Raw genomic sequence first — 22,511 nt, forward strand, 5'->3', positions numbered from 1 at the left:
CGGGGCGTGAATCCCGCTGACCTCCAGAAACTTCGATCGGGAGATCTTGAGACCCGCGAAGCTCATGTGCACGAACTGCTCGACCGGGCGCGGACGCACGGTGACGAGTCGGCGATTGCGGCGTTGCACGTGCTCGTTCGCGAATACCCGGATTTTCACAGGTCGTTGTATTCGCGGGCGATGAACCACGCCGTTGTCTTCGCGGACGCGAGCCTGGAGGAGCCGCTGCTCGCCGCGCTCGGTGACACCCGCTACAACTGCCAGGCGTGGGCCGCGATGGGTTGCGCGGCGATGGACATCCGGGCCGCGGTGCCGCAGCTCGTGACGCTGCTCGATCACCCGCAGTGGATCGTCCGGGGTGAGACGGTGACGGCGCTCAAGAGCCTCGGGGATGCCTCGGTCGTGCCCGCGCTGGCACCACTGCTGCATGACGACGCCGACTGGCTGCGTCAGCGGACCGCCGACGCCCTGGCCGACATCGGTGGGGACGCGGCGATGGAGGCGCTCTGGGCAGAGTTCGAGCAGCGCCGGTTCCCTCGGATCGGGTATCTCGCCAGCACCCTCGCCCTGTTCACGCCGGAGGTCGTGCCCCGGCTGCTGAAGGCGGCGGAGTCCCCGGATCCGGATCAGCGGTACTGGGCCGCGGTCGCGCTCGGGTCGACCGGCGACGAGCGGGCCAAGCCGACGCTCGAACGGTTGCTGGCCGAGGATCGCGGCGTCACCGTGTTCGACGGGGAAGTCCGGGCCGCGGCGAAGAAGGCCCTGCGCACACTGAGGCGCATCCAGGCCGCCATCGCCGAGCGGGAAGCCGGACCAGAGGCCGAACGAGAAGCCGGAACGGCGAAGGCTGAGGTCTCAGGCACCGACGGGTAGGCGGACCACGAAGCGGCAGCCGATGGTCGTGTTGTCCACTGCTACCCGGCCGCCGTGGGCCTCGACCAGGCCCCGGACGATCGCGAGGCCGAGCCCGCCGCCCGCCTCACCCGGGGTGCGGGCGGTTTCGCCGCGGAAGGCGACGTCGAAGACGCGGGGCAGGTCGGCGGCGGGGATGCCGCCGCAGGTGTCGGAGACGGCGAACCAGGCGTTGTCCTGGTCGTGGCCGGCTTCGACATGGACCGTGCCGTCCGACGGGGTGTAGCGGACCGAGTTGATCAGCAGGTTGGTGAGGACGCGGGCGAGTTCGGGTTCGCTGGCGCGGACGACGGGCCAGCCGGATTCGGCGGCGACGAGCCTGACCCCGCGGGTCGCGGCGAGGGGGGCGGTGGCGGCGAGGGCGTCGGAGACCACGTCGGCGAGGGGTACGCGGGCCAGCGTCAGCCGCAGCGCACCGGCGTTGATCCGGGACAGCTCGAACAGGTCGTCGACGAGATGGGTCATGCGGTCGGTCTCGACGCGGATCCGGCGGTGGTACTCGGCGACGGTGTGACGGTCGGCGACCACACCGTCCTCGAGGGCCTCGGCCATCGCGCGCAGGCCCGCCAGCGGCGTACGCAGATCATGCGAGACCCAGGCGACCAGCTCGCGCCGCCCGGTTTCGAGCCGTTGCTCGTTCTCGCGGGCCTGTGCCGACCAGACCGCGGCGGCGGCGAGGCGGCGGCCGAACGCGATGCCGACGCCGAGGCTGACCACGACGGCAGCCGCGACGGTCAGCAGGACCACCTGCAGGTCGTGCGGGGAGAGGAACATGGCGGTCGCGACGGTGATGACCCCGGCGGCCACGGCGGCGACCGTGACGACGAGCAGCACGGTGACGTGCACGGCGATCGACCGGTGGCGCAGCACCCGCAGGGCCAGCAGACCGGCGATGCCGACCGATCCCCCGGCGATCAGCGAGTAGAGCCCGATCAGCACCTGGTCGCTCACTGGGTCAGCTCGTAGCGGTAGCCGACGCCCCACGCGGTGAGCAGGCGCCGGGGTGCGGCCGGGTCGGCCTCGACCTTCTCCCGGAGCCGGCGCACGTGCACGGTGACCGTGGACTGGTCGCCGAACTGCCAGCCCCACACCTTGGCGAGCAGGTCGGCGCGGGACCAGGCGCGGCCGGGGTGACGGATCAGAAAGGCGAGCAGGTCGAACTCGCGGACCGTCAGCGCGAGCGGGTGACCGGCGAGCTCGGCGACCCGGCGGCTGGTGTCCGCGACGAGGTCACCGTCGCGCAGGATGGTCTGCTCCGTGGGGGGAGCGGTGCGGCGCAGGACGGAACGGATCCGCAGGACCAGCTCGCGCGGGGAGAACGGCTTGGTCACGTAGTCGTCCGCGCCGACCTCCAGCCCGATCACGCGGTCGGCCTCCTCCCCCAGCGCGGTCAGCATGATCACCGGCAGGTGGGGGAGGCCGCCGCGCAGCCGCCGGCACACCTCGAGGCCGTCCAGCCCGGGCATCATCAGGTCGAGCACGACCAGGTCGGGTTGTTCGGCCGCGACGGCGGCGAGCGCGCTGTCACCGTCCGAGACGAGCCGCACCCGGCAGCCGTCCTGTTCGAGGTAGCGGCGCACGACGTCGCTGACGGTCGGGTCGTCGTCGACGACGAGCACATGGGGCACCTGTCGAGGCTATCCGGCCCGGGGTGGATCAGGTCTTGCGGAATCCTTACGGGTCACCAGGTGGTCAGCAGCAGGTGGTTGACCAGCAGCGCGAGCAGCGCCTGGGCGGCGAGCCAGCCGCGCCGGGCGGGTGCCGGGATCAGCGTGGCGCCGGCCATCAGCCACACGGCGAACGGCAGCCAGATCCGTTCCACCTCCGCCTTGCTGTACCCGGACAGGTCGGCGGCGACGATCGTGAGCAGAGCCGCGAGGGGCAGGACGACCACCGGGGTCCGCCGCAGACCGGCGAAGGCCCGGCGCAGCACGACGGCGGACACCGGACCGGCGCAGGCGAAGGCGAGTGCCAGGTCGGCCCAGACCCAATACGCGTACGGCCGGACGCTCGCAATCCCCTGGTAGTAGCGCACGGTGACCTTCTGGTACCCGTCGAGCCACCAGAACCCCGACAGAGTGAACGCGGCGACGACGATCCCGAACCCGATGACGGCGGCGACGAGCGGCGGCCCGGCACGCCGGGCGAGGACGGCGACCGCGAGCGCGAGGACGGCGAGCAACGTGAAGCCGTACGAGCAGTAGAGCGAGAAGCCGAGCAGCAACCCCGCGCCGAGCCCGGCCACGACGTTGCGCCGGGTCAGCCCGATGGCGAGCAGCGCCAGCCCGGTCGCGGTGAGCCCGGCGAACAGGCCGTCCGCGGAGACTCCCATCCACACCGCGCCGGGGAAGAGCACCAGGAACGGCACGGCGGCCCGCGCACCCTCCTCGTCACCGAGTGCCCGGACCGTCACCGGCACGGCCACCGCGGCCAGCGCGGCGATCGCGACGCAGGTCAGCGCCGCCCACACCCCGCCGCCGAGCCCGATCCGGTCCAGCCCGACGAAGATCAGGAACGCGCCGGGCGGGTGCCCGGAGACGTGGGTGGTCCACGAATCGGGCTGGAAGTCGAGAATCCTGGCAGAGAAGCCGCGCAGCATGACGCGTACGCCGGTGACGCCGCCGACCTCGCTGAGGTATTCGTCCCTGGTGATCAGGCGCCCGGCTATCCCCCGCTGCCACCCGTCGATCAGCGCGAGGGACACGATCCACGCGGCCGCGGCGCCGTAGGCGGCCAGGAGCAGCCGCCGCCAGGAGAGGCGGGCGGCGAGGCGGGGACCGTGCAGGACGACCAGCGCCGCGACAGCGAGGGCGAGCGGGGTTCCGGGCCCGGCGTGCGGCAGCCAGATACCGGTGAACGGTGCCGACGTGGCGTGCACGGGATGGCCCGCGAGGTAGAGCGCGGCGCCGGTCAGGCAGGCCAGGGCGACCAGCCCCAGCCCCACCGCCGCGGCGGCGACGTCTACCCGCGCAGCGTCGCGGACGCGAATTCCGTCACCCCCGCCGTCAGGTCGATCGCCGCGGTGAAGCCGAGCTCGGCGGTGGCCCGCGCCGGGGACGCGACGACGTGCCGGACGTCGCCGAGGCGGAACTCGCCGGTCACGACGGGCGCCGGGCCGCCTGAGACGGACGCCAGCTCCGTCGCCAGCTCACCCACCGTGGCGGGCCGGCCCGAGGCGATGTTGTACGCCCGGAATCCGCTCGCAGCAGCCTCGAGCGCCGCCACATTGGCGCGGGCCACATCGGACACGTGCACGAAGTCGCGCCGCTGGCCACCGTCCTCGAACACCCGGGGCGCGCGCCCGCCCTCCAGCGCGGACCGGAAGATCGCGGCGACCCCGCTGTACGGCGTGTCCTTCGGCATCCCCGGCCCGTACACGTTGTGGTATCGCAGCGCGGCCACCGACCCGCCGGTCTGCCGGGCCCAGACCGAGCACAACTGCTCCTGCGTGACCTTCGTGACGGCGTAGACGCTGCGCGGATCGAGGGGCGCGTCCTCGTCCACCTCGGTGGAGATCACCGGGCGCTCGCAGCGGGGACAGAGCGGCTCGAAGTGCCCGGCGGCCAGGTCTGCGACGGCGCGCGCGGGCGGGCGGACGGGTCCGTGGCCGGGGCAGGCGTACGCACCCTCGCCGTAGACCACCATGGAACTGGCGAGCACCAGCCGCCGCACCCCGGCGCGGGCCATCCCGGCGAGCAGCACCGCGGTGCCCAGGTCGTTGCAGCCGACATATTCGGGCAGGTCGTCGAGGTCGACCCCCATCCCGACCATCGCCGCCTGGTGCAGCACCGCGTCGACGCCGAGCAGTGCGGCGTCGACCGCGTCGCGGTCACGGACGTCGGCACGCAGGACCGGTACACCGTGGACGTCGGCGGGCATCGGGTCGCGGTGCGCGGCGGGGTGGCCGGTGTCCAGGACACTCACCTGGTGCCCGGATCCGAGGAGAGCGGAGGTCACGTGGGTGCCGATGAAGCCGGCTCCTCCGGTGACTAGTACGTGCGTCATGCTACCGACCGTAGGGCCACCCGAGTGCGGTAATGCCGGATCCCGCCGATCCGTCAGAGGTACGTAAGAAGATCACGGCCGTAAGCACTCGGTAATGCCGTAGCGGGCTCCCCGGCCCGGGTGAGCGCCTACCGTCACGAACATGACCGATGTGGTTCTCCCCTGTCTCAACGAGGCGCCGGCACTGCCCGGGCTGCTGTCCCGGATGCCCGCCGGATACCGGGTGATCGTGGCGGACAACGGCTCCACCGACGGCTCGGCCGAGGTGGCCCGTGACCTCGGCGCGTACGTGGTGACGGTGCCCCAGCCCGGTTACGGCGCGGCGGTCCACGCGGGAATCCTCGCGGCCTCCTCGTCGCGCTCCGGCGACGGAGACGCCGACGACGGCATCGTCTGCGTGATGGACGCCGACGGCTCGTTCGACCCGGCCGAGCTTCCGCTGGTCGCCGACCCGGTCCGGGCCGGTGCCGCGCGGCTCGTCCTGGGCCGGCGCCGCCCGGTCACCCGCGGGGCCTGGCCACCGCACGCCCGGCTCGGCAACGCGATCCTCGCCGCCCGGCTGCGCCGCACCACCGGCCTCGACGTCCACGACATCGGCCCGATGCGCGCCGCCCGCCGCGACGACCTGCTCTCACTCGGCCTGCGCGACCGCCGCTTCGGTTACCCCCTCGAACTCCTCGTCGCCGCCGCCCGGGCCGGGTGGACGGTCACCGAGGTCGACGTCGCCTACCACCCTCGCGCCGCAGGCACCCACTCCAAGGTCACCGGCACTGTCCGGGGCACGGCCCGCGCGATCCGCGACATGAGCGCGGTGCTGGCCCGATGAGGACACGGCTGCTCGTCCTCGCCAAAACCCCGGTCCCGGGCAGGGTCAAAACCCGGCTCTGCCCGCCATGTACGCCCGCCAAGGCGGCAACGCTCGCCGCCGCCGCCCTCGCGGACACCGTGGACACCGTTTCGTCGACGACCGGCGCGGACCCCGTACTCGTGATCGAGGGTGATCTCCCGGCACCGGCGGGCTGGGGCCGGGTCCCGCAGCGGGGTGGGTCGCTCGGCTCCCGGATCGCGAACGCCTTCGCCGACACGGCCGTCCCCGGGATGCCGAGCCTGCTGATCGGTATGGACACCCCGCAGCTCACGCCCGCACTGCTCGAGGCGGCGATCGGGCTGCTGGCCGGGGACGGGTCCGACGCGGTGCTCGGCCTCGCGGAGGACGGCGGCTGGTGGGCCCTCGGTCTGCGCGACCCGGCCTGCGCGGAGTTGGTGCACGACGTCCCGACGTCGACCTCGCAGACCGGCGAGCTCACCCTGAAAGCGTTGCAAGGACTACGAATCGCGCGGCTACCCGTCCTGCGCGACGTCGACACCATCGAGGATGCCCGCGCGGTGGCGGCGATGCGCCCCGAAAGCCGGTTCGCGGGGGCGCTGGCCGCCCGCGCCGAGCGGCAACCAGCGGCGGCCCCACGATGACCGCGCTCGCTGTGTTCGATACCGCGTTGCGCCGGGCGGCTGCGGGGAAGCCTGCCGGGCTGACCGTGCACGACGATCACGGGCCGGCGTTCCGGGTGGATGCGGCGGACTGGTCGCGGGTGGATCTGCCCGGTGATCGGGGGCTGCTCGGGCGGTGTGCCGGGCCGACGCTGGACATCGGGTGCGGGCCGGGCCGGTTGACCAGTGCGCTGAACCGGCTCGGGCGCCCGGCGCTGGGGATCGACATCAGCGCCGCCGCGGTCAGGCTGGCGCGGGCGCGGGGAGCGACCGCCCTGCGCCGGGACGTCTTCGCGGCGCTGCCCGGGCACGGCCGCTGGCGTCACCTGCTGCTCGCCGACGGCAACATCGGCATCGGCGGCGACCCGGCAAGGCTGCTGCGGCGCTGCCGCGACCTGATGGCGCCGGGCGGGCGGCTGCACGTCGAGCTTGCCCGGCCGGGCACCCGCAGCTGGTCCGGCAACGCCCGGCTCAGCGTCGTGGACGGCGCCGTCAGCGCGCCGTTCGGCTGGGCTGTGCTCTGTATCGACGACCTGCCGGCGCTGGCAGCGGCGACCGGCCTGACCATCTGCGACTCGTGGACGGAGGGGGAACGATGGTTCGCCTCCCTGACATCCGGCTGAAACCGCCGGTCACCGACGAGAGCTTCACCTCGCCGCTGCGGTCCACGCGGCTCACTGCTGTGCTCGGCATCGCGCTGGGTCTCGCGTTCGCGGTGTGCTTCGGGACCGGGTTGCTCAGCCATCTCATCCAGCATCCACCCGCGTGGTTCTGGTGGCCGTCACGGCCGGTGGGGCTGTATCGCGCCACTCAGGGCGTACACGTGATCACGGGTCTCGCCTGTGTGCCGTTGCTCGGAGCGAAGCTGTGGTCGGTCTATCCGCGCCTGTTCGAGTGGCCACCGCTGCGCTCGATCGCCCATGGCCTGGAACGCGCGAGCATCGCCGTGCTCGTCGCCGCGTCGCTGTTCCAGGTGGTCAGCGGGGTCCTCAACGTCGCCCGCTGGTACGACCCGATGCCGTTCTTCTTCACCGCCGGCCATTACTGGGCGGCGTGGCTGGCGATCGGCGCGCTGCTGGTGCACATCGGTGTGCAGCTGCCCGTCGTCCGGTCGGCGCTGACCCGGCCGGAGCCGGACCACACCGCCCCGGGCACGCTCAGCCGCCGCGGGCTCATCGGCACCGTCGCCGCCACGGCCGGCATCATCACGCTCAGCACGGCGGGCCAGACGGTCACCCCGCTCGCCCCGATCTCGGTGCTGGCACCCCGCCGGCGCGGCGACGATCCGCAACACGTCCCGGTCAACAAGACCTCGGCCGGCGCGGGCGTCCGCGACGCGATCTTCGCCGGCACCTACCTGCTCACCGTGACCGGACCCGGCCGGATGGTCCAGCTCACCCTCGGCGACCTGCAGGCCCTCCCCCAGCACACGGCCGTCCTGCCGATCAGCTGCGTCGAAGGCTGGAGCGCCACCGGCACCTGGACGGGAGTCCGGCTGCGCGACCTCGTCGAACTGGTGGGCGCCGACCCTTCGCACGCGTCGGCCTACGTGGAGTCGCTCGAAGCTCAGGGCCGCTACCGGGCCAGCACCGTCGCCGCGCCGCACACGCGTGACCCGTACACCTTGATCGCTCTGCGGCTCGGCGGCGAACCACTGCACCCTGACCACGGCTACCCCGCCCGCCTGATCGCCCCCAACCGCCCAGGCGTCCTGCAGACCAAATGGATCTCCCGCATCACGATCCGGAGCGCTTCGTGAAAACCGCCCGGCGCATCCTGATCGCCTCCGGCACCCTCATCATCGTGTACGCCGCAAGCGGCGCCCTCACCGACCACAACGTCAAGGGCGGCGCGCTGATCTTCCTCATCGCCGTCCTCATCGCCCACGACGGCGTCCTGCTCCCGCTCATGATCGGCGTCGGAGCCGTAGCCACCCGATCCCGCCCCTACCTCGCAGCGCCCCTGATAGCCACCGCCACGGTAACCTTGGTCGCCCTACCCCTCGTGGTCACCGGCGGCATCCGCTACGCCCTCGGCCTCCTGACCTGCTACGCGGCCATCGCCATCGCCGCGACCATCTACGCACGGTTCCGTCTCCGTGGCGGCCCCCCATCCCGCTCGCCTCGATGACGGGCCGCCATTCAGATCCGGCACGATGGCGACATGGCCGTCGACCCGCATCAGACGCTCACCGCAGCGATCACCGGCGTTCTCCGCTTCGCTTGGCAACACCGCGACGAGCTGAGCGACCCCGGTCATGAACTACGCGAGGAGCTTGCCGACCGGCTTCACGATCTCGGCCGGCAGGCCCGGCTCACCGCTCGGGCGCACGACTACCTGCATGTGGTCCACGAAGGCCGGACGCCCGAAGATACGCAGCACGCCTGGGGCCGGTACCTGTCCATCCGCCAGCTGAACACGCTCGGGATCACCGGCCTCCTGCGTGACCTGCCCACCCCTGACCTGCCTCATGGTCTCGTCACGGACCTGGCCGGGTTCCTGGCCGGGCCGGCGGTGCCGTGCGAACGGATGTTCGTCATCGACAGCGCCCTGGACCTCAGAGGTCCCGTCGATATCGCGGGCTGGCAGCTGACGCGCATCGAATCGGCAGACCTGGAACCGCTGACGCCGCTCCCGTCGACCCGCCGGTTCAGCGCCGACCCATGGGACGAGGCCTTGAGCCACGGCGGATGCATCGTTCTGCGTCGCATCAGTGCTGCCCGGAAACCGAGCGAAGTAGCGGCAGCGCCGGGCGAGCCGGAGGTGACGATTGCCGCTTGGCAGCCGCTGCTCCTGCTCAACCTCGCCGCGACCGACCGCATCGTTGCCACCGTCGCAACGCTCGAACCCCTGCTGAGCGCTGTGCGGGACGCCGCGGCGCGGACCACCGGCCCGGATCGCAAGGCCGCGAAGTCCTTCGCAGACCGCCTTCGGCGGAGCGCGCATCGCCTGCTGGCGCAGGGGCCACGGCTTGGCACCGACGGCGAGCCAGTCTCTCCGCACGACCGCGCCGAGATCGTCTTCTGGCTCATCTCGGCGCTGGAACATCTGCTGATCGTGGACAAAGGCGGCGACTTCACCAGGAAGGTGGCCCAGCGGACGGCCATCCTGATCGGGAGGGACGGCGAGGACCGCCTGTCGATCTACCGTGACGTGAGCAGCGCGTACGGGATCCGGTCGCAGCTTGCCCACGGTGACCTCGTCCAGGAGGTGAAGCTACAGGGGCTACCCGCACGGCTCTACGGCTATCTGCGCGAGGTGTTCCGTGCTCTGATCATCCTCGGCCCGCTGTTCAGGGTCGACACCGTCTGCGACGACGCGCTGCTGTCCGCGGCGGTACGGCAGACACACATCACCGATCCGACCCGCGCGGTTGTCGACAGGTTGCCGGAAACGACCCGGAGTTTGCGGTCGCGAGCACGGGCGGCCCGACCGGGGGCGTAGCGGTCGCCTGAACAAGAACATCAGACATTTGTGCATGTCGATGCAATGCATCATAGGATTTTCCCATGACCCGCCTTCCCCGTGTGGTCGCCGCCATCGTCCTGGCGGCCGCCACAACAACCGTCCCCTCCACCGCCGCCCAAGCCACCCCACCCACCACTGCCCAAGCCGCCCCAATCGGCAATGGGCTCGCCCGCACCCCGCCGATGGGGTGGAACGACTGGAACGCGTTCGGGTGTGACGTGACCCAGGCTTTGGTCGAGCAGACGGCCGACGTCATGGTCTCCTCGGGGATGGCCGCAGCCGGCTACCGCTACGTCAACATCGACGACTGCTGGATGACGAGCAGCCGTGACGCCGCCGGCAACCTGGTTCCCGACCCCGCCAAATTCCCCGGTGGCATCGCCGAAACCGCTGCCTACGTCCACAGCAAAGGCCTCAAGCTGGGCATCTACGAGGACGCGGGCACGCTGACCTGCGCGGGCTACCCCGGCAGTCTCGGCCACGAGCAGCAGGACGCCCGCAGCTTCGCCGCCTGGGGAGTCGACTATCTCAAGTACGACAACTGCTACAACAACGGCAGCACGACCCAGCAGCAGTACATCGACCGCTACACCGCGATGCGGGACGCGCTGGCCGCCACCGGCCGGCCGATCGTCTACAGCCTGTGCGAGTGGGGGGTGAACGCACCCTGGACCTGGGCTCCGAGCGTGGGCAACCTGTGGCGTACGACCGACGACATCAACACCGGCTTCGACAGCATGCTGCGCAACTTCCACCAGAGCGTCGGCCTGGCGCGCTACGCCGGACCGGACGCGTGGAACGACCCGGACATGCTCGAGGTGGGTAACGGCTGGTCGGCCGTCGAGGACCGGGCCCACTTCAGCCTCTGGGCGATCATGGCGGCCCCGCTGATCGCCGGCAACAACCTGACCACGGCGAGCGCCACCACCCTCGGCATCCTGACCAACCGCGCGGTCATCGCGGTCGACCAGGACACCTTGGGCGCCCAGGGCGTGCTGGTCCAGACCCGCGACGGTCTCGACGTGCTGTCCAAGCGGCTGTCCAACGGCGATGTGGCCGTGGTGCTGTTCAACGAGAACACCACCGCCCGGACGATCAGTACGGACGCGGCGACGATCGGCAAGAGCGGAGGCAGCGCGTACACCCTCACGGATCTTTGGACCGGGGCCGCCTCCAGCACGACCGGAGCGATCAGCGCCTCGGTCCCGGCGCACGGCGCGGCCATGTACCGCGTGAGTGGCGGATCCGCGGGCAACCCGAACGCCCCGGCCGGCACGCTCGTCAGCGCGGCCTCGAACCGCTGCGTCGACGACCCCAACTGGAGCCAGACCGACGGGACCCTGATCGGCATCTGGGACTGCAACGTCGGCACCAACCAGCTGTGGACCCGCACCCCGGCGGGTCAGCTCGTCGTCTACGGCAAATGCCTCGACGCGTTCGACAATCAGACCACGCCCGGCACGAAGATCGAGTTGTGGACCTGCAACGGCGGCCCCAACCAGCAGTGGCGGTTCAACGCGGACGGCACCATCACCGGCGTCCAGTCGGGTCTCTGCCTCGACGTCACGGGAGGCGCCACCGCCAACGGCACAGCTCTCGAGCTCTGGACCTGCACCGGCGCTGCCAACCAGCGCTGGACCTTCACCTGACCATCCGCATGATGGCGCGGCCGCGCGGCCATTCGCGAGGCCGCCCTGCGCTGTGGGTAAAGTCGGCGGCCGTGTCCACCGATATCTACGGCGTCATCGAGGTCTACCAGCTGCGACCACATGACGACCCGGACGACATGGAACCGTGGACACGGGCCATGGATCTCTACCCGCTGTACCCCAACAACAACTACTTCGCGTTCGGGTGCCTGTTCGGCGTGCGGAACTGGGCCAACTGGGCGCCGATCGCCGCGCGACGCGGGCTTCCGGGTGACGTCTCCGATGCGGTCCGCACGGAATTCCAGAGTGACGCCGGCATCGACGCGGCGGTCGGGGATCAGACCTGGGTGTCGTGGGCCGAGTTGAAGGACCTGGACATGACGGTCACCCCGCAATGCCGCGGCGTGCTGCAGAAATGGTCGGCCAAGGGTGACTGCAGTTACCGGCGGGTCGACGACGAGTGGCCGGCCGACATCGTCACCCGCTACGGCGTTCCCCCGCTGGGACCCACCCCGGCGCAGGCACCGTACGGCAGCTGGCAGGCGGGCGGCGAACGGCTCGAATACCTGTCCCTGAACCGCCTCGACGCGCTGGGCCCCGGCACCGGCTGGGAACATGTCTTCGCCGTCATGCGGGCCCTGGCCGGCCGCTTCGGCGACGACGGCGTACGCATCGTGGCCTGGTTCGACTGACCACCCGCCCACGCTGTCGCCCGGCCGCGGCTACCAGCTGTGCATCGTTCCGTCTTCGAGGCGGTTCACCGGCAAGGCCGCCGGACGGTACGGGTAGCGCGCAGCCAGTTCCTCGTCGATGTCCACACCGAGGCCCGGTTCCTCGGAGGGGTGCAGGTAGCCGCCCTCGTAGCGGTAGCCGTGCGGGAACACCTCGTCGGTCTCGTCGGTGTGGCGCATGTATTCCTGCAGGCCGAAGTTGGGGATGCTGATATCCAGGTGGAGGGCGGCGGACATGCAGATCGGGGAGAGGTCGGTGGCGCCGTGGGAGCCGCTGCGGACGTGGTAGAGGGCGGCCAGGTCGAAGATGCGGCGCAGGTGGGTGATGCCGCCGGCGTGGACGACCGTCGTACGGATGTAGTCGATCAGTTGGTCCGTGATGAGTTCCTGGCAGTCCCAGATGGTGTTGAAGACCTCGCCGACGGCTATCGGGGTGGTGGTGTGGCGGCGGATCTCGCGGAAGCCGCTCTGGAGCTCGGCCGGGACGGGGTCCTCCATCCAGGTCAGGTGATAGGGCTCCAGGCTGCGGCCGAGGCGGGCTGCTTCGATCGGGGTGAGGCGGTGGTGGACGTCGTGGAGCAGTTTCAGGGCGGGGCCGAACTCCTCGCGGACCCGGGCGAAGACGTTCGGGATGTGTGCGAGGTACGCCTCGGTGGACCACGTGTTCTCCGTGGCGATCGCGGCGTCGGCGGGCTCGTAGAACGTGCGGTCCTTGCCCACGCCGTACGTGCTCGCCAGCCCCGGAATCCCCGTCTGCACCCGCACGGCCCGATAGCCGAGGTCAATGTATGCCGAAATTTCGGACAGAACCCCATCCACGTCCACCGCGTTAGCGTGCCCGTAAACCGTCACCCCGTCCCGGGACCGCCCGCCGAGCAGCTGATAAACGGGAAGACCGGCCACTTTCCCCTTGATGTCCCACAGAGCAGTGTCCACGGCGGCGATCGCCGACATCGTCACCGGCCCGCGACGCCAGTAAGCACCCTTGTACAGGTACTGCCACGTGTCCTCGATCCGCGCCGGATCCCGCCCGATCAGCGCCGGCACCACATGCTCGGTGAGGTAACTGGCGACGGACAGCTCACGCCCGTTCAGCGTGGCATCCCCCACCCCCGTAAACCCGTCGGACGTGACGATCTTCAGCGTGACGAAGTTGCGCCCCGGGCAGGTGACGATGACCCGGGCGTCGACGATCCTCACTCCGAGTCGTCCTTGACCCGGGCGACGAGCTGCGTCGGATTCACGAAGCGCAGCGCGACCACCAGCAGCACCAGCATCATCGCGGTATAGATGACAGCCATCGCGTCCACCGACTGCTGGGCGCGGATGCCGGCCGCCGACATCGAGTAGAACAGCGCGACCACCAGCGTCTGCGAGTCCGGCCCGGCCGTCAGGAACGTCAGCTCGAACATGCCGACCGTCCGGACCACCACCAGAATGGTCGCGGCAAGGATGCCCGGGATCAGCAACGGAGCCAAGATCTTGGTGAAGATCTGCACCGTACGCGCCCCGCACATGCGCGCGGCCCGCTCGACGGCCGGGTCGATCTGCTCGATGAACGGCGTCATGGTCAGGATGACGAACGGGATCGACGGCACGAGGTTGGCGAGCACCACGCCGGACAGATGCCCGGCGAGCCCGTACTTGTAGAGGACCGTGGCGAGCGGGATGCCGTACGTGATGGGTGGCATGAGGATCGGCAGCAGGAACAGCAGGTAGAGCGCCCGCCGTCCGGGGAAGGCGCGGCGGGCGAGCACATAGGACGCGGGCACGCCGACGAGCACCGAGATCACCGCCACGAGCAGGCACACGGTGAGGGTGACGCCGAGGACGGGGAGCAGGGTGAATTCGTCCCACGCCTGGCCGTACCAGTCGGGGGTGAAGCCTTCGGGCAGCCACGTGTCGAACCAGCGGGTGCCGAACGAGTTGACCACGACCGAGCCGACGACGCCGGCGAGGCCGATGAAGAAGATGGTGATCGCGGTCCCGATGAACCACGTGCCCAGGCGTGGCCGCGTCATCCTTTTCCTCCGCTCGTGGTGCCGGTGTAGAGCAGGCTGCGCAGGCCGAGGACCACGGCGATGACGATCAGCTCGACCACGCCCATGATCAGGGCGGCCGCGCTGCCGGCCGCGTAGTCGTAGCGCACGTAGGCGGCCTCGTACGCCGCGATGGAGATGACCCGGGTGCTGCCGGACGGGTCGCCGACCAGGATCGCGGACGGGAAGACGCTGAACGCGAGCACGAACGTCAGGCAGAACGTGGTGGCCAGGCCGGGGGCGAGCAGCGGCAGCGTGATCCGGAAGAAGCGCTGTGCCCAGCCCGCGCCGAGGGTCGCCCCGGCCCGTTCGAGGCTGGGGTCGATGCCGGACAGGTACGACAGGACCAGCAGGAACGCGAACGGGAACCCGGTGATGACCAGCGAGAGGAAGACACCCGTGTAGTTGTGGGTCAGGGTGAGCGGGGTGTCGACGATCCCGGCGGCGAGCAGGGTCCGGTTGAACCAGCCGGTCGGGCCGAGGAAGTTGAGCAGCCCCTCGGCGGTGAGGACGGTCCCCAGGGTGATCGGGACCACCAGCACGGTGGTGAGCAACCGCTTGCCGCGGAAACGGCCCCTCATCTTGTACGCGATGGGCACGGAAGCCACCACGTTCAGCAGTGCGGCGGGCAGCGCGATCTTCAGCGTCGTCATGATGGTGTCGCGCTGGTACGCGTCGGTGAAGAACTCCCGGTAGGCGCCGAACGTGCCGCCCTGCGCCGGTTGCAGGGACAGGCCCAGCCCGTAGCAGAACGGGTAGATGAACAGCGCCGCGACGAACAGCGTCGCCGGTACCAGCAGGAACAGGTGCCGGTCGATGCCGCGGTCGGCCAGGCGGTGGCTCAGCGCGACCATCAGTCCCCCTCGGGGAAGATCAGCAGCCGGTCCGGATCGAAGACCAGCTCGGCCTTGTCGCCCGGTTTCAGGGCTCTGTCCGTACGCAGATGCAGCAGCACGCCGCCGGGTGTGCGGACCTCGGCGGCCACTTCCCGGCCCTGGTACTCGACGACCTCGGTGGTCACCTCGATCCCCTCGCCGGGATGCGCGGCCAGGTGGATGTCCTCGGGGCGGATCGCCGCCTCGACAGCGTCGCCTGCCGCGATCTCGCCGACCTTCGTCCCCCGCAGCGTCAGTCCCCCGCCCTCGACGACGCTGCCCTCCTTCAGCCGCATCGGCAGGATGTTGCGGTAGCCCATGAACCCGGCGACGTGCCTGTTCGCGGGCTGGGTGTGCACCTGCTCGGGGGTGCCGATCTGCTGCACCCGGCCGCCGCGGAGCACGACGAGGCGGTCCGACATGGACAGTGCCTCCTCCTGGTCATGGGTGACGTAGACGGTGGTCAGGCCGAGCGACTGGTGCAGACGGCGGATCTCGGTACGCATCTCGAGGCGCAGCATCGCGTCGAGGTTCGACAGCGGCTCGTCCATCAGTACGAGCGATGGTTCGAGGACCACGGCGCGGGCGATCGCCACGCGCTGCTGCTGGCCGCCGGAGAGTTGACCGGGCAGTTTCGCGGCGTGCTCGTCGAGGCGTACCAGTCGGATCGCTTCGTCGGTTCTGCGGTTGATCTCGGCTCGGGGCAGGCGGCGCATGCGGAGACCGAAGGCGACGTTTCCGCGTACGGTCATGTGGGGGAAAAGGGCGTAGTTCTGGAAGACCATGCCGAAACCGCGCCGCTCGGCCGGGAGGGTGTCGAGGCGGGTGTCGTCGCGCCAGATGCTGCCGCGGGTGAGGGGCAGCAGCCCCGCGAGGCAGTTCAGCGCGGTCGACTTGCCGCAGCCGGACGGCCCGAGCAACGCGATGAACTCGCCACGGCGGATAGTGAGATCGAGGTCGGCGAGCGCGTCGCTACCTCCGAAGCTGCGGCTCACGCCATCCAGCCGCAGCTCCTGAAATCCGTCGGTCACTTCTTCACCTTGTTTCCGCCGACCTCGCGGTCCCAGCGGTCGAACGCGGCGACGAGGGACTTCGCGTCGAGCGGCACGGTGAGCGGGCTGCCGGCGATCAGCGCCTCGTACTCCGGGCGGCCGAACTCCTCGATCGCCTTGCGGCTGTCCTCCGGCGCCATCGACAGCGGCACGTCCTTGATCGCGGGGCCCGGGTAGAAGTAGCCCTTGTCGTACGCCTTGGCCTGCTGTTCCGGGGTGAGCATGGACGCGATCAGCGCGAGCACGGCGGCCTGCTTGTCGACCGAGACGCCCTTGGGGATGACCGCGTAGTGCGCGTCGGTGATCCAGTGGAAGCCCGCGAGGGTGCCGACCTTCGCTTCCTTGGGGACCGTACCGAGCACCCGGGGGTTGATGTCCCACCCGGTTGTCGACGCGATGATCTTCGCGGAGCCGTTGGCGAGGTTCTTCATGGTCTCGCTGGTGCTGGACGGGTACAGCGTGACGTACTTGTCGAGCTCCTTGAGGTAGGCCCAGGTCTTGTCCCAGCCCTTCACCGGGTCCTTGGGGTCGGCGTCATCGAGCAGGTAGGGCAGGCCCATGAGGAATGTGCGTCCCGGGCCCGAGTTCGACGGGCGCGCGTACTGGAAGCCACCCGGGTTGGCCTTGGCCCATTCCAGCAGCGCAGGCGCCGCGGTGGGCGGGGTGGCGACGTTCTTCGGCAGGTATTCGATCAGCGGGCCGGACGGGTAGTAGGTGACCGCGACACCGGCGTTGCCCGCGAGCTTCTGCATCGCCGCCGCGCCGGGGAGGTAGTCGGCCATGCCGGGCAGGCGGGCGGCGAACGCGGGCAGCAGATCGAGCCAGAGCCCCTGGTCGATGCCGGCGGCGAGCCCGTCGACGCCGGTCAGGACCAGGTCGATGTCCACCCGGCCGGCGCCCTGCTGGGCCTTGACCTTGCCGACCAGCTCGGGGGCGGTCGCCTTGGTATAGGTGACCTTGGCGATGACCTTGTCGTTCTTCGCCACGAAGTCGTCGATCATGGGTTGGGTGAGCTGGAGGTTCCCGGCGACGTCGAGGACGTTGACGGTCTGCGGCGCCGACGGCTTGTCGGGCACAGGCCCGTCGGTCTTGGCCGCGCCCTGGCCCGAATCCGGGGCGCTGCAAGCGCTCAGACCGGTGACCGAGACCCCGACGGCGGCGGTGATGGCGAGGAATTGGCGTCTGCTGGACGGCATGGCTCTGCTCTCCTTCGGTGGTTCTCAGGAAGGTCTGGCGGGTCCGGTCGAGGCGCGGACGATGAGCTGGGCGGGCAGGACCCGGCGGATGGGCGTACGCCCGGGGTCGGTCATGGTCTCCAACAGCAGATCCACCCCGACCCGGCCGATCCGGTCCATCTCGACGGCGATCGTGGTCAGCGCGGGACTCACCAGCGCCGACAGCAGGATGCCGTCGAAGCCGATCACGCTGATGTCGCCGGGCACGGCGACGGAACGGGCATGGAACCGGTTGAGCAGCCCCAACGCGGTCAGATCGTTGTAGGCGAGCACCGCGGTGACCGTGCTGGCGAGCACGACGTCGGCGATGGAGACGCCACCCTCCACCGTGGGCGGCACGTTCCCGACCTCGACCAGGTCGACGCCGAGCGTGCCGGCGACCGAGCGCAGCCCGCGCAGCCGTTCCCGGTTGGACCAGGAGGAACGCGGACCCGCCACGTACGCCACCCTGCGGTGGCCCAGGGCGTGCAGGTGGGTCAGCGCCTGCCGCATCCCGTCCGCGGCGTCCACGGTCACCGACGGGAACGGCCCGATCCGGCGGTTCAGCAGGACGATCGGGGTGTGCCCGGCGAACGCGCGCAGCTCGTCGTCGCTGGAGCGCGGCGAGCAGAGCAGGAACCCGTCGACCTGCTTGGCGAGGGCCCGGATCAGCATTGTCTCCACCGCCGGGTCCTCGTCGATGTCGCTGAGGAAGACCGCGTAGTCGAGCCGCCGCGCCTGGGTCTGCGCGGCCTTCACGACGCTCGCGAAGAACGGGTTGGCCAGGTCGGGCAGGACCACGCCGAGGTTGCCGGTGCGGCCGGTGCTCAGCCCCCGGGCGGCCCGGTTGGGGTAGTAACCGAGCTCGCGGACGGCCTTCTCGACCTGTTCCCGGGTCCCGGGCAGCACCGCCCCGGGGTCGGCGAGGGTCCGGCAGACCGACGACGCGGACACACCGGCGAGCCTCGCCACATCCTTGATCGTCACCGCCACGCCGCACTCCCGGAAAGATCGAGATATTGACGTGAGTCAGTCTGGAACCGTTTCCAGAAGATTGTCAATGAGTGACTTTCCAGTTACATGATCGACATCTGTCACACCGGGAGGGGCTGCCCTGTCATAGCTGGCGTCGCCGGGCGAAGGCCCCGGCAGCGCAACGGACAGAGGTGTGCAGGACATGAAGATCGCCGTACTGGGTGGCACCGGGCTCATCGGCTCGCAGGTCGTCAAGCTGCTCCACGCTCACGAGACAGTGTCGCTGTCCCCGTCGAACGGGGTGGACCTGCTCACCGGCGAGGGTCTGGACGCCGGGCTCAAGGGCGCCGACGTCGTGGTGAACCTGACGAACTCCCCCACCTTCGACGAGGCATCGCCCGCGTTCTTCCAGGCCACGATGGACACCATGCTGGCAGCAGCGAAGCACGCAGGTGTCGGGCACGCCGTGGTCCTGTCGATCGTCGGCGTGGACCAGGTGCCGGACCTCGCGTACTACCGGGCCAAGGTCCTGCAGGAGGACATCCTCAAGGCCGGCCCGGTGCCGTACTCGATCGTCCGGGTCACGCAGTTCTACGAGTTCGTGAACGCGATCCTGTCCTGGACCACCGACGGCGACACCGTCCGGCTGCCCGCCACGCCGGTGCAGCCGATGGCGTCGGCCGACGTCGCCGCGGCGGTGGCTTCGGTGGCCTCGGGCGCGCCGTTGCAGGGCACGCGCAACTACGCGGGACCGGAGGTCTTCACGCTCGACGAACTCGGCCGGATCGCGGTGGCCGGCTCCCGCAAGGTCGTCGTCGACCCCACCGCCGGCATGTTCGGCGCGGTGAAGGGCGACGTCCTGACCGGGCCGGCCGGCTCGGTCCTCTCGGCCACGACGTTCCGGGAGTGGCTCGCCCTCACATCGTGAGCTTCTCCGGGTTCATCAGCCACAGCACCTGATCGATCCCGTCCTCGGAAGCCACCACGGTCACCATCCCGAGCAAGGTGTCACCGCGGCGCAGGACGGCGCTGGTCTGCCCGTTCGTGGTAGCCCAGCGCACGTCCACGCCGTCCCACCACCAGCTCGAGAACGCCGCGATGTACTTCGCGACCCGCCCCGCACCGGTGACGATCCTGCGGGAGATCTGCCGCGCGCCGTTGCCGTCGGACACACTCGCCACATCGGCCGCGAACAGCTTCTCCAACGCTTCGAGGTCACCACCGCGGGCGGCCTCCAGGAACGTCACGAGCAACTGCCGCTGCGCCTGCTCCGGCACGGGAATCTTGCGCTCCCCCGCGACGTGTTTGCGGGCCCGGCTCACCAGCTGACGGACCGCCGGCTCGGTGGACTGCACAATCTCGGCAATCTGCGGGTACGGGTAGTCGAACGCTTCCCGCAACACGTACGCGGCCCGCTCGTGAGGTGTCAGCTTCTCCATCAGCATCAGCACGGCGAGCTCCAGCGCCTCACCGCGCTCGGCGCCCAGGAACGGATCCGCGCTGGTGTCGACGGGCTCCGGCAGCCAAGGCCCTACGTACGTCTCACGCCGCGCCCGCGCCGACTGCAACTCGTTGATGGCCAGCCGGGTGGTGGTCGTCGCCAGAAACGCACCGGGATTGCGGACGACACCGCGGTCGGTCGCCTGCCACCGCAACCACACGTCCTGCACCAGATCCTCGGCCTCACCCGCACTGCCGAGCATCCTGTACGCGATCCCGAACAGCCGCGGCCGCACGTCCATGAACAGCGTCGTCGCTTCGTCGAGATCCCCCACAGCCCGACCCTATCCCGGGGATCGACTACCGCGTGGCGACGGCCAGCGCCGCACGGATGGCGTCCTCACCGGCCGGCCGGCCCTTCTCGTCCGAGTACGGCCCGTACGGCGTGCCCCACACCGGCGTCCCCGTCGCCTGCCGCCAGCTGTCCGCCAGCTGTCCCGCGTCCACCACGCCGAACCCGATGGAATCGATGAACGCGGTCACCTCGGCCTTCGCCCGAACCGAGTCCCCGGCGATCGGCAGGTACGAGCGGCCGGCCGCCCCCGCCAGGCGCCCGAGTGCCAGCAGGTGCTTGAAGTAGATGGTGTTGAACGCCTTCACGAGCGTGGCGTCCGGGATGTACCGCTGCAGCAGCTCGCTGCAGGTGAGCGAGTTGCTGTCGAGCTCGCGGATGGGCCCGTCCCGCTCCGCGCCGTAGTTGCACGTGTCGATGATCGTCTTCCCGGCCAGCGAGGCGACGGGCAGGTGGGCGAAGGCCCTGACCGGCACCGTGACCACGACGAGGTCGCCGGCCGCCGCGGCCTCCCCGCTGGTCGCCGCGGACGCCCCGGGACCCAGTTCCGCGACCGTGTCCACGAGCGTTCCCGGACCGCGCGAGTTGCTGAGTACGACCCGATGCCCGGCGTCGACGGCGAGCCGCGCGATGGTGCTGCCGATGGCACCACTTCCGATGAGTCCCACAGTTGTCATGGTCACAGCTCTCCCGTTGTCATACGAAGTAATGGCCGTTGTCCAGATCGGCGAGCAGGCCGGGCTGAGTGGGTTCCCAGCCGAGGGTCCGGCGGGTGATGAGGTTGGACGCCGGGTAGCTCTGCGTAACGACATTCGCGAGGAACCCGAAGTACGCCGGGAGCACCAGTTCGTCGACGGGAACGCTCACGGCGGGCACGCCCAGGCGGCTGCCGATGGCCTCGGCGATCTCGCGGAACGGGATGCCCTCGTCATCGACCGCGTGCCAGTATCTGCCGGCCGGTCCCCTCTCCAGGGCCAGGCGGAACAGGGAACCGAGATCGCGGGCATGCACGGCGTTCCACAGGTTCGCGCCGTCTCCGGGATAGCCGGCGAAGCCCTTCTCCTTCGCGAGCGCGATCAGTGCCGGGAGAAAACCGGCACGATCGGTCGTGTCGTGCGCGATGTTGGCGATCCGCACGACCGAGGACCGCACTCCCCGCTCGGCGAGGCCGATCACCGTGGTTTCCACGACATTACGAGCTCGCAGGGTGGCCCGGTGCTCATCATCGCTGGGAAGGGCCGGGTCCTCCTCGGTGGCCGTCCGGCCCAGAAGTCCCTGCCCGGGCGAGCCGATGCTCCCCGCCACGACCAGCGGCTTACCGGTTCCCGCCAGGGCCTCGCCATAGGCGAGCATGATCGGGACCTCCGCGGCGGCCACCGCGTGGACCCCGCCGGAGAAGAGCAGGTCCTGCCGGTGCGCGACATGCACCACGCCGTCGGAGTCCGCAGCCGCCTCCTTGAGCCCGTCGAGATCCTCGAGGTCGCCGCGACGCACCTTCGCGCCGAGCGCGGACACCGCCGCCGCAGCGGTGTCTGACCGGGCCAGACCGATGACCTCGTGCCCGGCGGCGACAAGCTCAGCAATGATGTACGAACCGGAATGGCCGGTCCCGCCAGTGACAAAAACGCGCATGCGACTGTCCTTAAGAATGGTGATCGTGTGGTCAGCCGAGAATGGTGACGCCGAGGGTGAAATTGAAATTCCCGACGCCGTGGCGGGCGAGGCTGATCATCAGCAGACCCGTCCCTTCCAGCCAGTGCGCCATGTCCAGGCCGCCGGCATCCAGGGGGCGCAGCCCCAGGCTCTCGATGAATGCCGACACGCTCGCCTTGGCCCGTGCGTCGTCGCCGGCGTAGAGCACGTCCAGTGAGCGGCCCGGGGTCAGCGTGTGACCGAAGACGGTGTTGAACGCCTTCACGACGTGCGCGCTCGCCGGGGCGGCCCCGGCGATCTCCTGCGCGGCGGACGTGCCGTCGGGGGTGACCAGCCCGGAGGCGTCGGCCCGGAGGGGATTGGTGATGTCGATGATGACCTTGCCGGCCAGCGCGTCCCCGTACTGCGTGACGACCGGCACCGCGCCGGCGTTCGGCACGGCGAGGATGACGATGTCGCCGGCCGGGACCGTGCCGAACGTCCCGGCCGTGGCACCGCCACCGAGCTCGGCGGCCAGGTCCTTGGCCTTCGCCGCGTCGCGACCGATGACCTCGACGGCGTTACCGCTTTCCACCGCGCGGGCACCGATGGCGCGGGCCATGCCGCCCAGGCCGATAATGCTGATGCTGCTCATTGACGTTCCCGCTTTCTGACGCTG

At 70.4% G+C, this 22,511-nt stretch carries 24 protein-coding genes; 10 read left to right on the top strand and 14 right to left on the bottom strand.

What is annotated here, in order from left to right; all coding sequences use genetic code 11:
• The first annotated feature begins 6 nt into the window (after positions 1-6).
• Positions 7-873, top strand: a complete 867-nt coding sequence (locus tag Ahu01nite_RS38210; protein ID WP_203841619.1) for a HEAT repeat domain-containing protein — start codon at positions 7-9, stop codon at positions 871-873.
• Here Ahu01nite_RS38210 and Ahu01nite_RS38215 read toward each other — a convergent pair.
• Genes Ahu01nite_RS38215 through Ahu01nite_RS38230 form a run of 4 tightly spaced genes read right to left on the bottom strand, consistent with a single transcriptional unit; the run spans position 856 to position 4,917 of the window.
• Entirely contained in the window at positions 856-1,863 is a 1,008-nt protein-coding gene (locus Ahu01nite_RS38215) for a sensor histidine kinase (RefSeq protein WP_203841620.1), read from the bottom strand. The genes Ahu01nite_RS38210 and Ahu01nite_RS38215 overlap by 18 nt on opposite strands.
• Positions 1,860-2,540, bottom strand: coding sequence for a response regulator transcription factor (locus Ahu01nite_RS38220; RefSeq protein WP_203841621.1), 681 nt, complete (start codon positions 2,538-2,540; stop codon positions 1,860-1,862). The genes Ahu01nite_RS38215 and Ahu01nite_RS38220 overlap by 4 nt, the downstream gene beginning before the upstream one ends.
• Before the next feature lie 53 nt (positions 2,541-2,593).
• Positions 2,594-3,856 (bottom strand): hypothetical protein, encoded by a 1,263-nt coding sequence (locus Ahu01nite_RS38225; RefSeq protein ID WP_203841622.1) that lies wholly within the window; start codon positions 3,854-3,856, stop codon positions 2,594-2,596.
• A 17-nt stretch (positions 3,857-3,873) separates the two neighbouring features.
• Positions 3,874-4,917 carry an NAD-dependent epimerase/dehydratase family protein gene (locus tag Ahu01nite_RS38230; protein ID WP_203841623.1) on the bottom strand — a complete coding sequence of 348 codons (1,044 nt, stop codon included), beginning with the start codon at positions 4,915-4,917 and terminating at the stop codon, positions 3,874-3,876.
• A gap of 142 nt (positions 4,918-5,059) precedes the next feature.
• On the opposite strand from Ahu01nite_RS38230, the gene Ahu01nite_RS38235 reads away from it, so the two are divergent.
• From Ahu01nite_RS38235 to Ahu01nite_RS38270, 8 genes are all read left to right on the top strand, one after another.
• Positions 5,060-5,743 (top strand): glycosyltransferase family 2 protein, encoded by a 684-nt coding sequence (locus Ahu01nite_RS38235; RefSeq protein ID WP_203841624.1) that lies wholly within the window; start codon positions 5,060-5,062, stop codon positions 5,741-5,743.
• Positions 5,740-6,387: a TIGR04282 family arsenosugar biosynthesis glycosyltransferase gene (locus Ahu01nite_RS38240; RefSeq protein ID WP_203841625.1), complete on the top strand. Its 648-nt coding sequence runs from the start codon at positions 5,740-5,742 to the stop codon at positions 6,385-6,387. Before Ahu01nite_RS38235 ends, Ahu01nite_RS38240 begins: the two co-directional genes overlap by 4 nt.
• Positions 6,384-7,028 (top strand): methyltransferase domain-containing protein, encoded by a 645-nt coding sequence (locus Ahu01nite_RS38245; protein ID WP_203841626.1) that lies wholly within the window; start codon positions 6,384-6,386, stop codon positions 7,026-7,028. The genes Ahu01nite_RS38240 and Ahu01nite_RS38245 overlap by 4 nt, the downstream gene beginning before the upstream one ends.
• Entirely contained in the window at positions 7,001-8,164 is a 1,164-nt protein-coding gene (locus Ahu01nite_RS38250) for a molybdopterin-dependent oxidoreductase (RefSeq protein WP_203841627.1), read from the top strand. Before Ahu01nite_RS38245 ends, Ahu01nite_RS38250 begins: the two co-directional genes overlap by 28 nt.
• Positions 8,161-8,535: a hypothetical protein gene (locus tag Ahu01nite_RS38255; protein WP_203841628.1), complete on the top strand. Its 375-nt coding sequence runs from the start codon at positions 8,161-8,163 to the stop codon at positions 8,533-8,535. The genes Ahu01nite_RS38250 and Ahu01nite_RS38255 overlap by 4 nt, the downstream gene beginning before the upstream one ends.
• A 33-nt stretch (positions 8,536-8,568) precedes the next feature.
• Entirely contained in the window at positions 8,569-9,849 is a 1,281-nt protein-coding gene (locus Ahu01nite_RS38260) for a HEPN domain-containing protein (protein WP_203841629.1), read from the top strand.
• 65 nt (positions 9,850-9,914) lie between these two features.
• A complete protein-coding gene (locus Ahu01nite_RS38265) occupies positions 9,915-11,522 on the top strand; it encodes a glycoside hydrolase family 27 protein (protein ID WP_203841630.1) in 1,608 nt (535 codons plus the stop codon).
• 71 nt (positions 11,523-11,593) lie between these two features.
• Positions 11,594-12,214 carry a hypothetical protein gene (locus tag Ahu01nite_RS38270; protein ID WP_203841631.1) on the top strand — a complete coding sequence of 207 codons (621 nt, stop codon included), beginning with the start codon at positions 11,594-11,596 and terminating at the stop codon, positions 12,212-12,214.
• A 30-nt stretch (positions 12,215-12,244) separates the two neighbouring features.
• Here the strand turns inward: Ahu01nite_RS38270 and manD are convergent, their stop codons facing one another.
• From manD to Ahu01nite_RS38300, 6 genes are read right to left on the bottom strand one after another with little or no spacing between them, the layout of a single operon-like run.
• Positions 12,245-13,453: a D-mannonate dehydratase ManD gene (gene manD / locus Ahu01nite_RS38275; RefSeq protein ID WP_203841632.1), complete on the bottom strand. Its 1,209-nt coding sequence runs from the start codon at positions 13,451-13,453 to the stop codon at positions 12,245-12,247.
• Positions 13,450-14,274 (bottom strand): ABC transporter permease, encoded by an 825-nt coding sequence (locus Ahu01nite_RS38280; protein ID WP_203841633.1) that lies wholly within the window; start codon positions 14,272-14,274, stop codon positions 13,450-13,452. Before Ahu01nite_RS38280 ends, manD begins: the two co-directional genes overlap by 4 nt.
• Positions 14,271-15,146, bottom strand: coding sequence for an ABC transporter permease (locus Ahu01nite_RS38285; protein WP_203841634.1), 876 nt, complete (start codon positions 15,144-15,146; stop codon positions 14,271-14,273). The genes Ahu01nite_RS38280 and Ahu01nite_RS38285 overlap by 4 nt, the downstream gene beginning before the upstream one ends.
• The gene (locus tag Ahu01nite_RS38290; protein ID WP_203841635.1) at positions 15,146-16,198 is read right to left on the bottom strand and encodes an ABC transporter ATP-binding protein; all 1,053 of its coding nucleotides are present in this window, start codon (positions 16,196-16,198) and stop codon (positions 15,146-15,148) included. Before Ahu01nite_RS38290 ends, Ahu01nite_RS38285 begins: the two co-directional genes overlap by 1 nt.
• A complete protein-coding gene (locus Ahu01nite_RS38295) occupies positions 16,195-17,415 on the bottom strand; it encodes an extracellular solute-binding protein (protein ID WP_203841636.1) in 1,221 nt (406 codons plus the stop codon). Before Ahu01nite_RS38295 ends, Ahu01nite_RS38290 begins: the two co-directional genes overlap by 4 nt.
• Positions 17,416-17,439: 24 nt before the next feature.
• Positions 17,440-18,426 carry a LacI family DNA-binding transcriptional regulator gene (locus tag Ahu01nite_RS38300; RefSeq protein WP_203841637.1) on the bottom strand — a complete coding sequence of 329 codons (987 nt, stop codon included), beginning with the start codon at positions 18,424-18,426 and terminating at the stop codon, positions 17,440-17,442.
• A gap of 184 nt (positions 18,427-18,610) precedes the next feature.
• On the opposite strand from Ahu01nite_RS38300, the gene Ahu01nite_RS38305 reads away from it, so the two are divergent.
• Positions 18,611-19,336: an SDR family oxidoreductase gene (locus tag Ahu01nite_RS38305; RefSeq protein WP_203841638.1), complete on the top strand. Its 726-nt coding sequence runs from the start codon at positions 18,611-18,613 to the stop codon at positions 19,334-19,336.
• Here the strand turns inward: Ahu01nite_RS38305 and Ahu01nite_RS38310 are convergent.
• From Ahu01nite_RS38310 to Ahu01nite_RS38325, 4 genes are read right to left on the bottom strand one after another with little or no spacing between them, the layout of a single operon-like run.
• The gene (locus tag Ahu01nite_RS38310) at positions 19,326-20,183 is read right to left on the bottom strand and encodes an RNA polymerase sigma-70 factor (RefSeq protein ID WP_239159480.1); all 858 of its coding nucleotides are present in this window, start codon (positions 20,181-20,183) and stop codon (positions 19,326-19,328) included. The two genes, Ahu01nite_RS38305 and Ahu01nite_RS38310, sit on opposite strands and share 11 nt — an antisense overlap.
• Positions 20,184-20,208: 25 nt before the next feature.
• Complete coding sequence (locus Ahu01nite_RS38315) at positions 20,209-20,877, bottom strand: NADPH-dependent F420 reductase (protein ID WP_203841639.1); 669 nt, start codon at positions 20,875-20,877, stop codon at positions 20,209-20,211.
• 19 nt (positions 20,878-20,896) lie between these two features.
• Complete coding sequence (locus tag Ahu01nite_RS38320; protein WP_203841640.1) at positions 20,897-21,832, bottom strand: SDR family oxidoreductase; 936 nt, start codon at positions 21,830-21,832, stop codon at positions 20,897-20,899.
• Positions 21,833-21,863: 31 nt separating this feature from the next.
• Positions 21,864-22,487, bottom strand: coding sequence for an NADPH-dependent F420 reductase (locus Ahu01nite_RS38325; protein ID WP_203841641.1), 624 nt, complete (start codon positions 22,485-22,487; stop codon positions 21,864-21,866).
• Between the last annotated feature and the right edge of the window lie 24 nt (positions 22,488-22,511).

The organism is Winogradskya humida, assembly GCF_016862215.1.
In the GTDB taxonomy this organism is placed as follows: domain Bacteria; phylum Actinomycetota; class Actinomycetes; order Mycobacteriales; family Micromonosporaceae; genus Actinoplanes; species Actinoplanes humidus.

Coding starts and splice junctions, on each gene's coding strand:
- Ahu01nite_RS38230 (WP_203841623.1), bottom strand. CDS start 4,917: ATGACGCACGTACTAGTCACCGGAGGAGCCGGCTTCATCGGCACCCAC.
- Ahu01nite_RS38235 (WP_203841624.1), top strand. CDS start 5,060: ATGACCGATGTGGTTCTCCCCTGTCTCAACGAGGCGCCGGCACTGCCC.
- Ahu01nite_RS38240 (WP_203841625.1), top strand. CDS start 5,740: ATGAGGACACGGCTGCTCGTCCTCGCCAAAACCCCGGTCCCGGGCAGG.
- Ahu01nite_RS38245 (WP_203841626.1), top strand. CDS start 6,384: ATGACCGCGCTCGCTGTGTTCGATACCGCGTTGCGCCGGGCGGCTGCG.
- Ahu01nite_RS38250 (WP_203841627.1), top strand. CDS start 7,001: ATGGTTCGCCTCCCTGACATCCGGCTGAAACCGCCGGTCACCGACGAG.
- Ahu01nite_RS38260 (WP_203841629.1), top strand. CDS start 8,569: ATGGCCGTCGACCCGCATCAGACGCTCACCGCAGCGATCACCGGCGTT.
- Ahu01nite_RS38265 (WP_203841630.1), top strand. CDS start 9,915: ATGACCCGCCTTCCCCGTGTGGTCGCCGCCATCGTCCTGGCGGCCGCC.
- Ahu01nite_RS38280 (WP_203841633.1), bottom strand. CDS start 14,274: ATGACGCGGCCACGCCTGGGCACGTGGTTCATCGGGACCGCGATCACC.
- Ahu01nite_RS38285 (WP_203841634.1), bottom strand. CDS start 15,146: ATGGTCGCGCTGAGCCACCGCCTGGCCGACCGCGGCATCGACCGGCAC.
- Ahu01nite_RS38295 (WP_203841636.1), bottom strand. CDS start 17,415: ATGCCGTCCAGCAGACGCCAATTCCTCGCCATCACCGCCGCCGTCGGG.
- Ahu01nite_RS38305 (WP_203841638.1), top strand. CDS start 18,611: ATGAAGATCGCCGTACTGGGTGGCACCGGGCTCATCGGCTCGCAGGTC.
- Ahu01nite_RS38315 (WP_203841639.1), bottom strand. CDS start 20,877: ATGACAACTGTGGGACTCATCGGAAGTGGTGCCATCGGCAGCACCATC.
- Ahu01nite_RS38320 (WP_203841640.1), bottom strand. CDS start 21,832: ATGCGCGTTTTTGTCACTGGCGGGACCGGCCATTCCGGTTCGTACATC.
- Ahu01nite_RS38325 (WP_203841641.1), bottom strand. CDS start 22,487: ATGAGCAGCATCAGCATTATCGGCCTGGGCGGCATGGCCCGCGCCATC.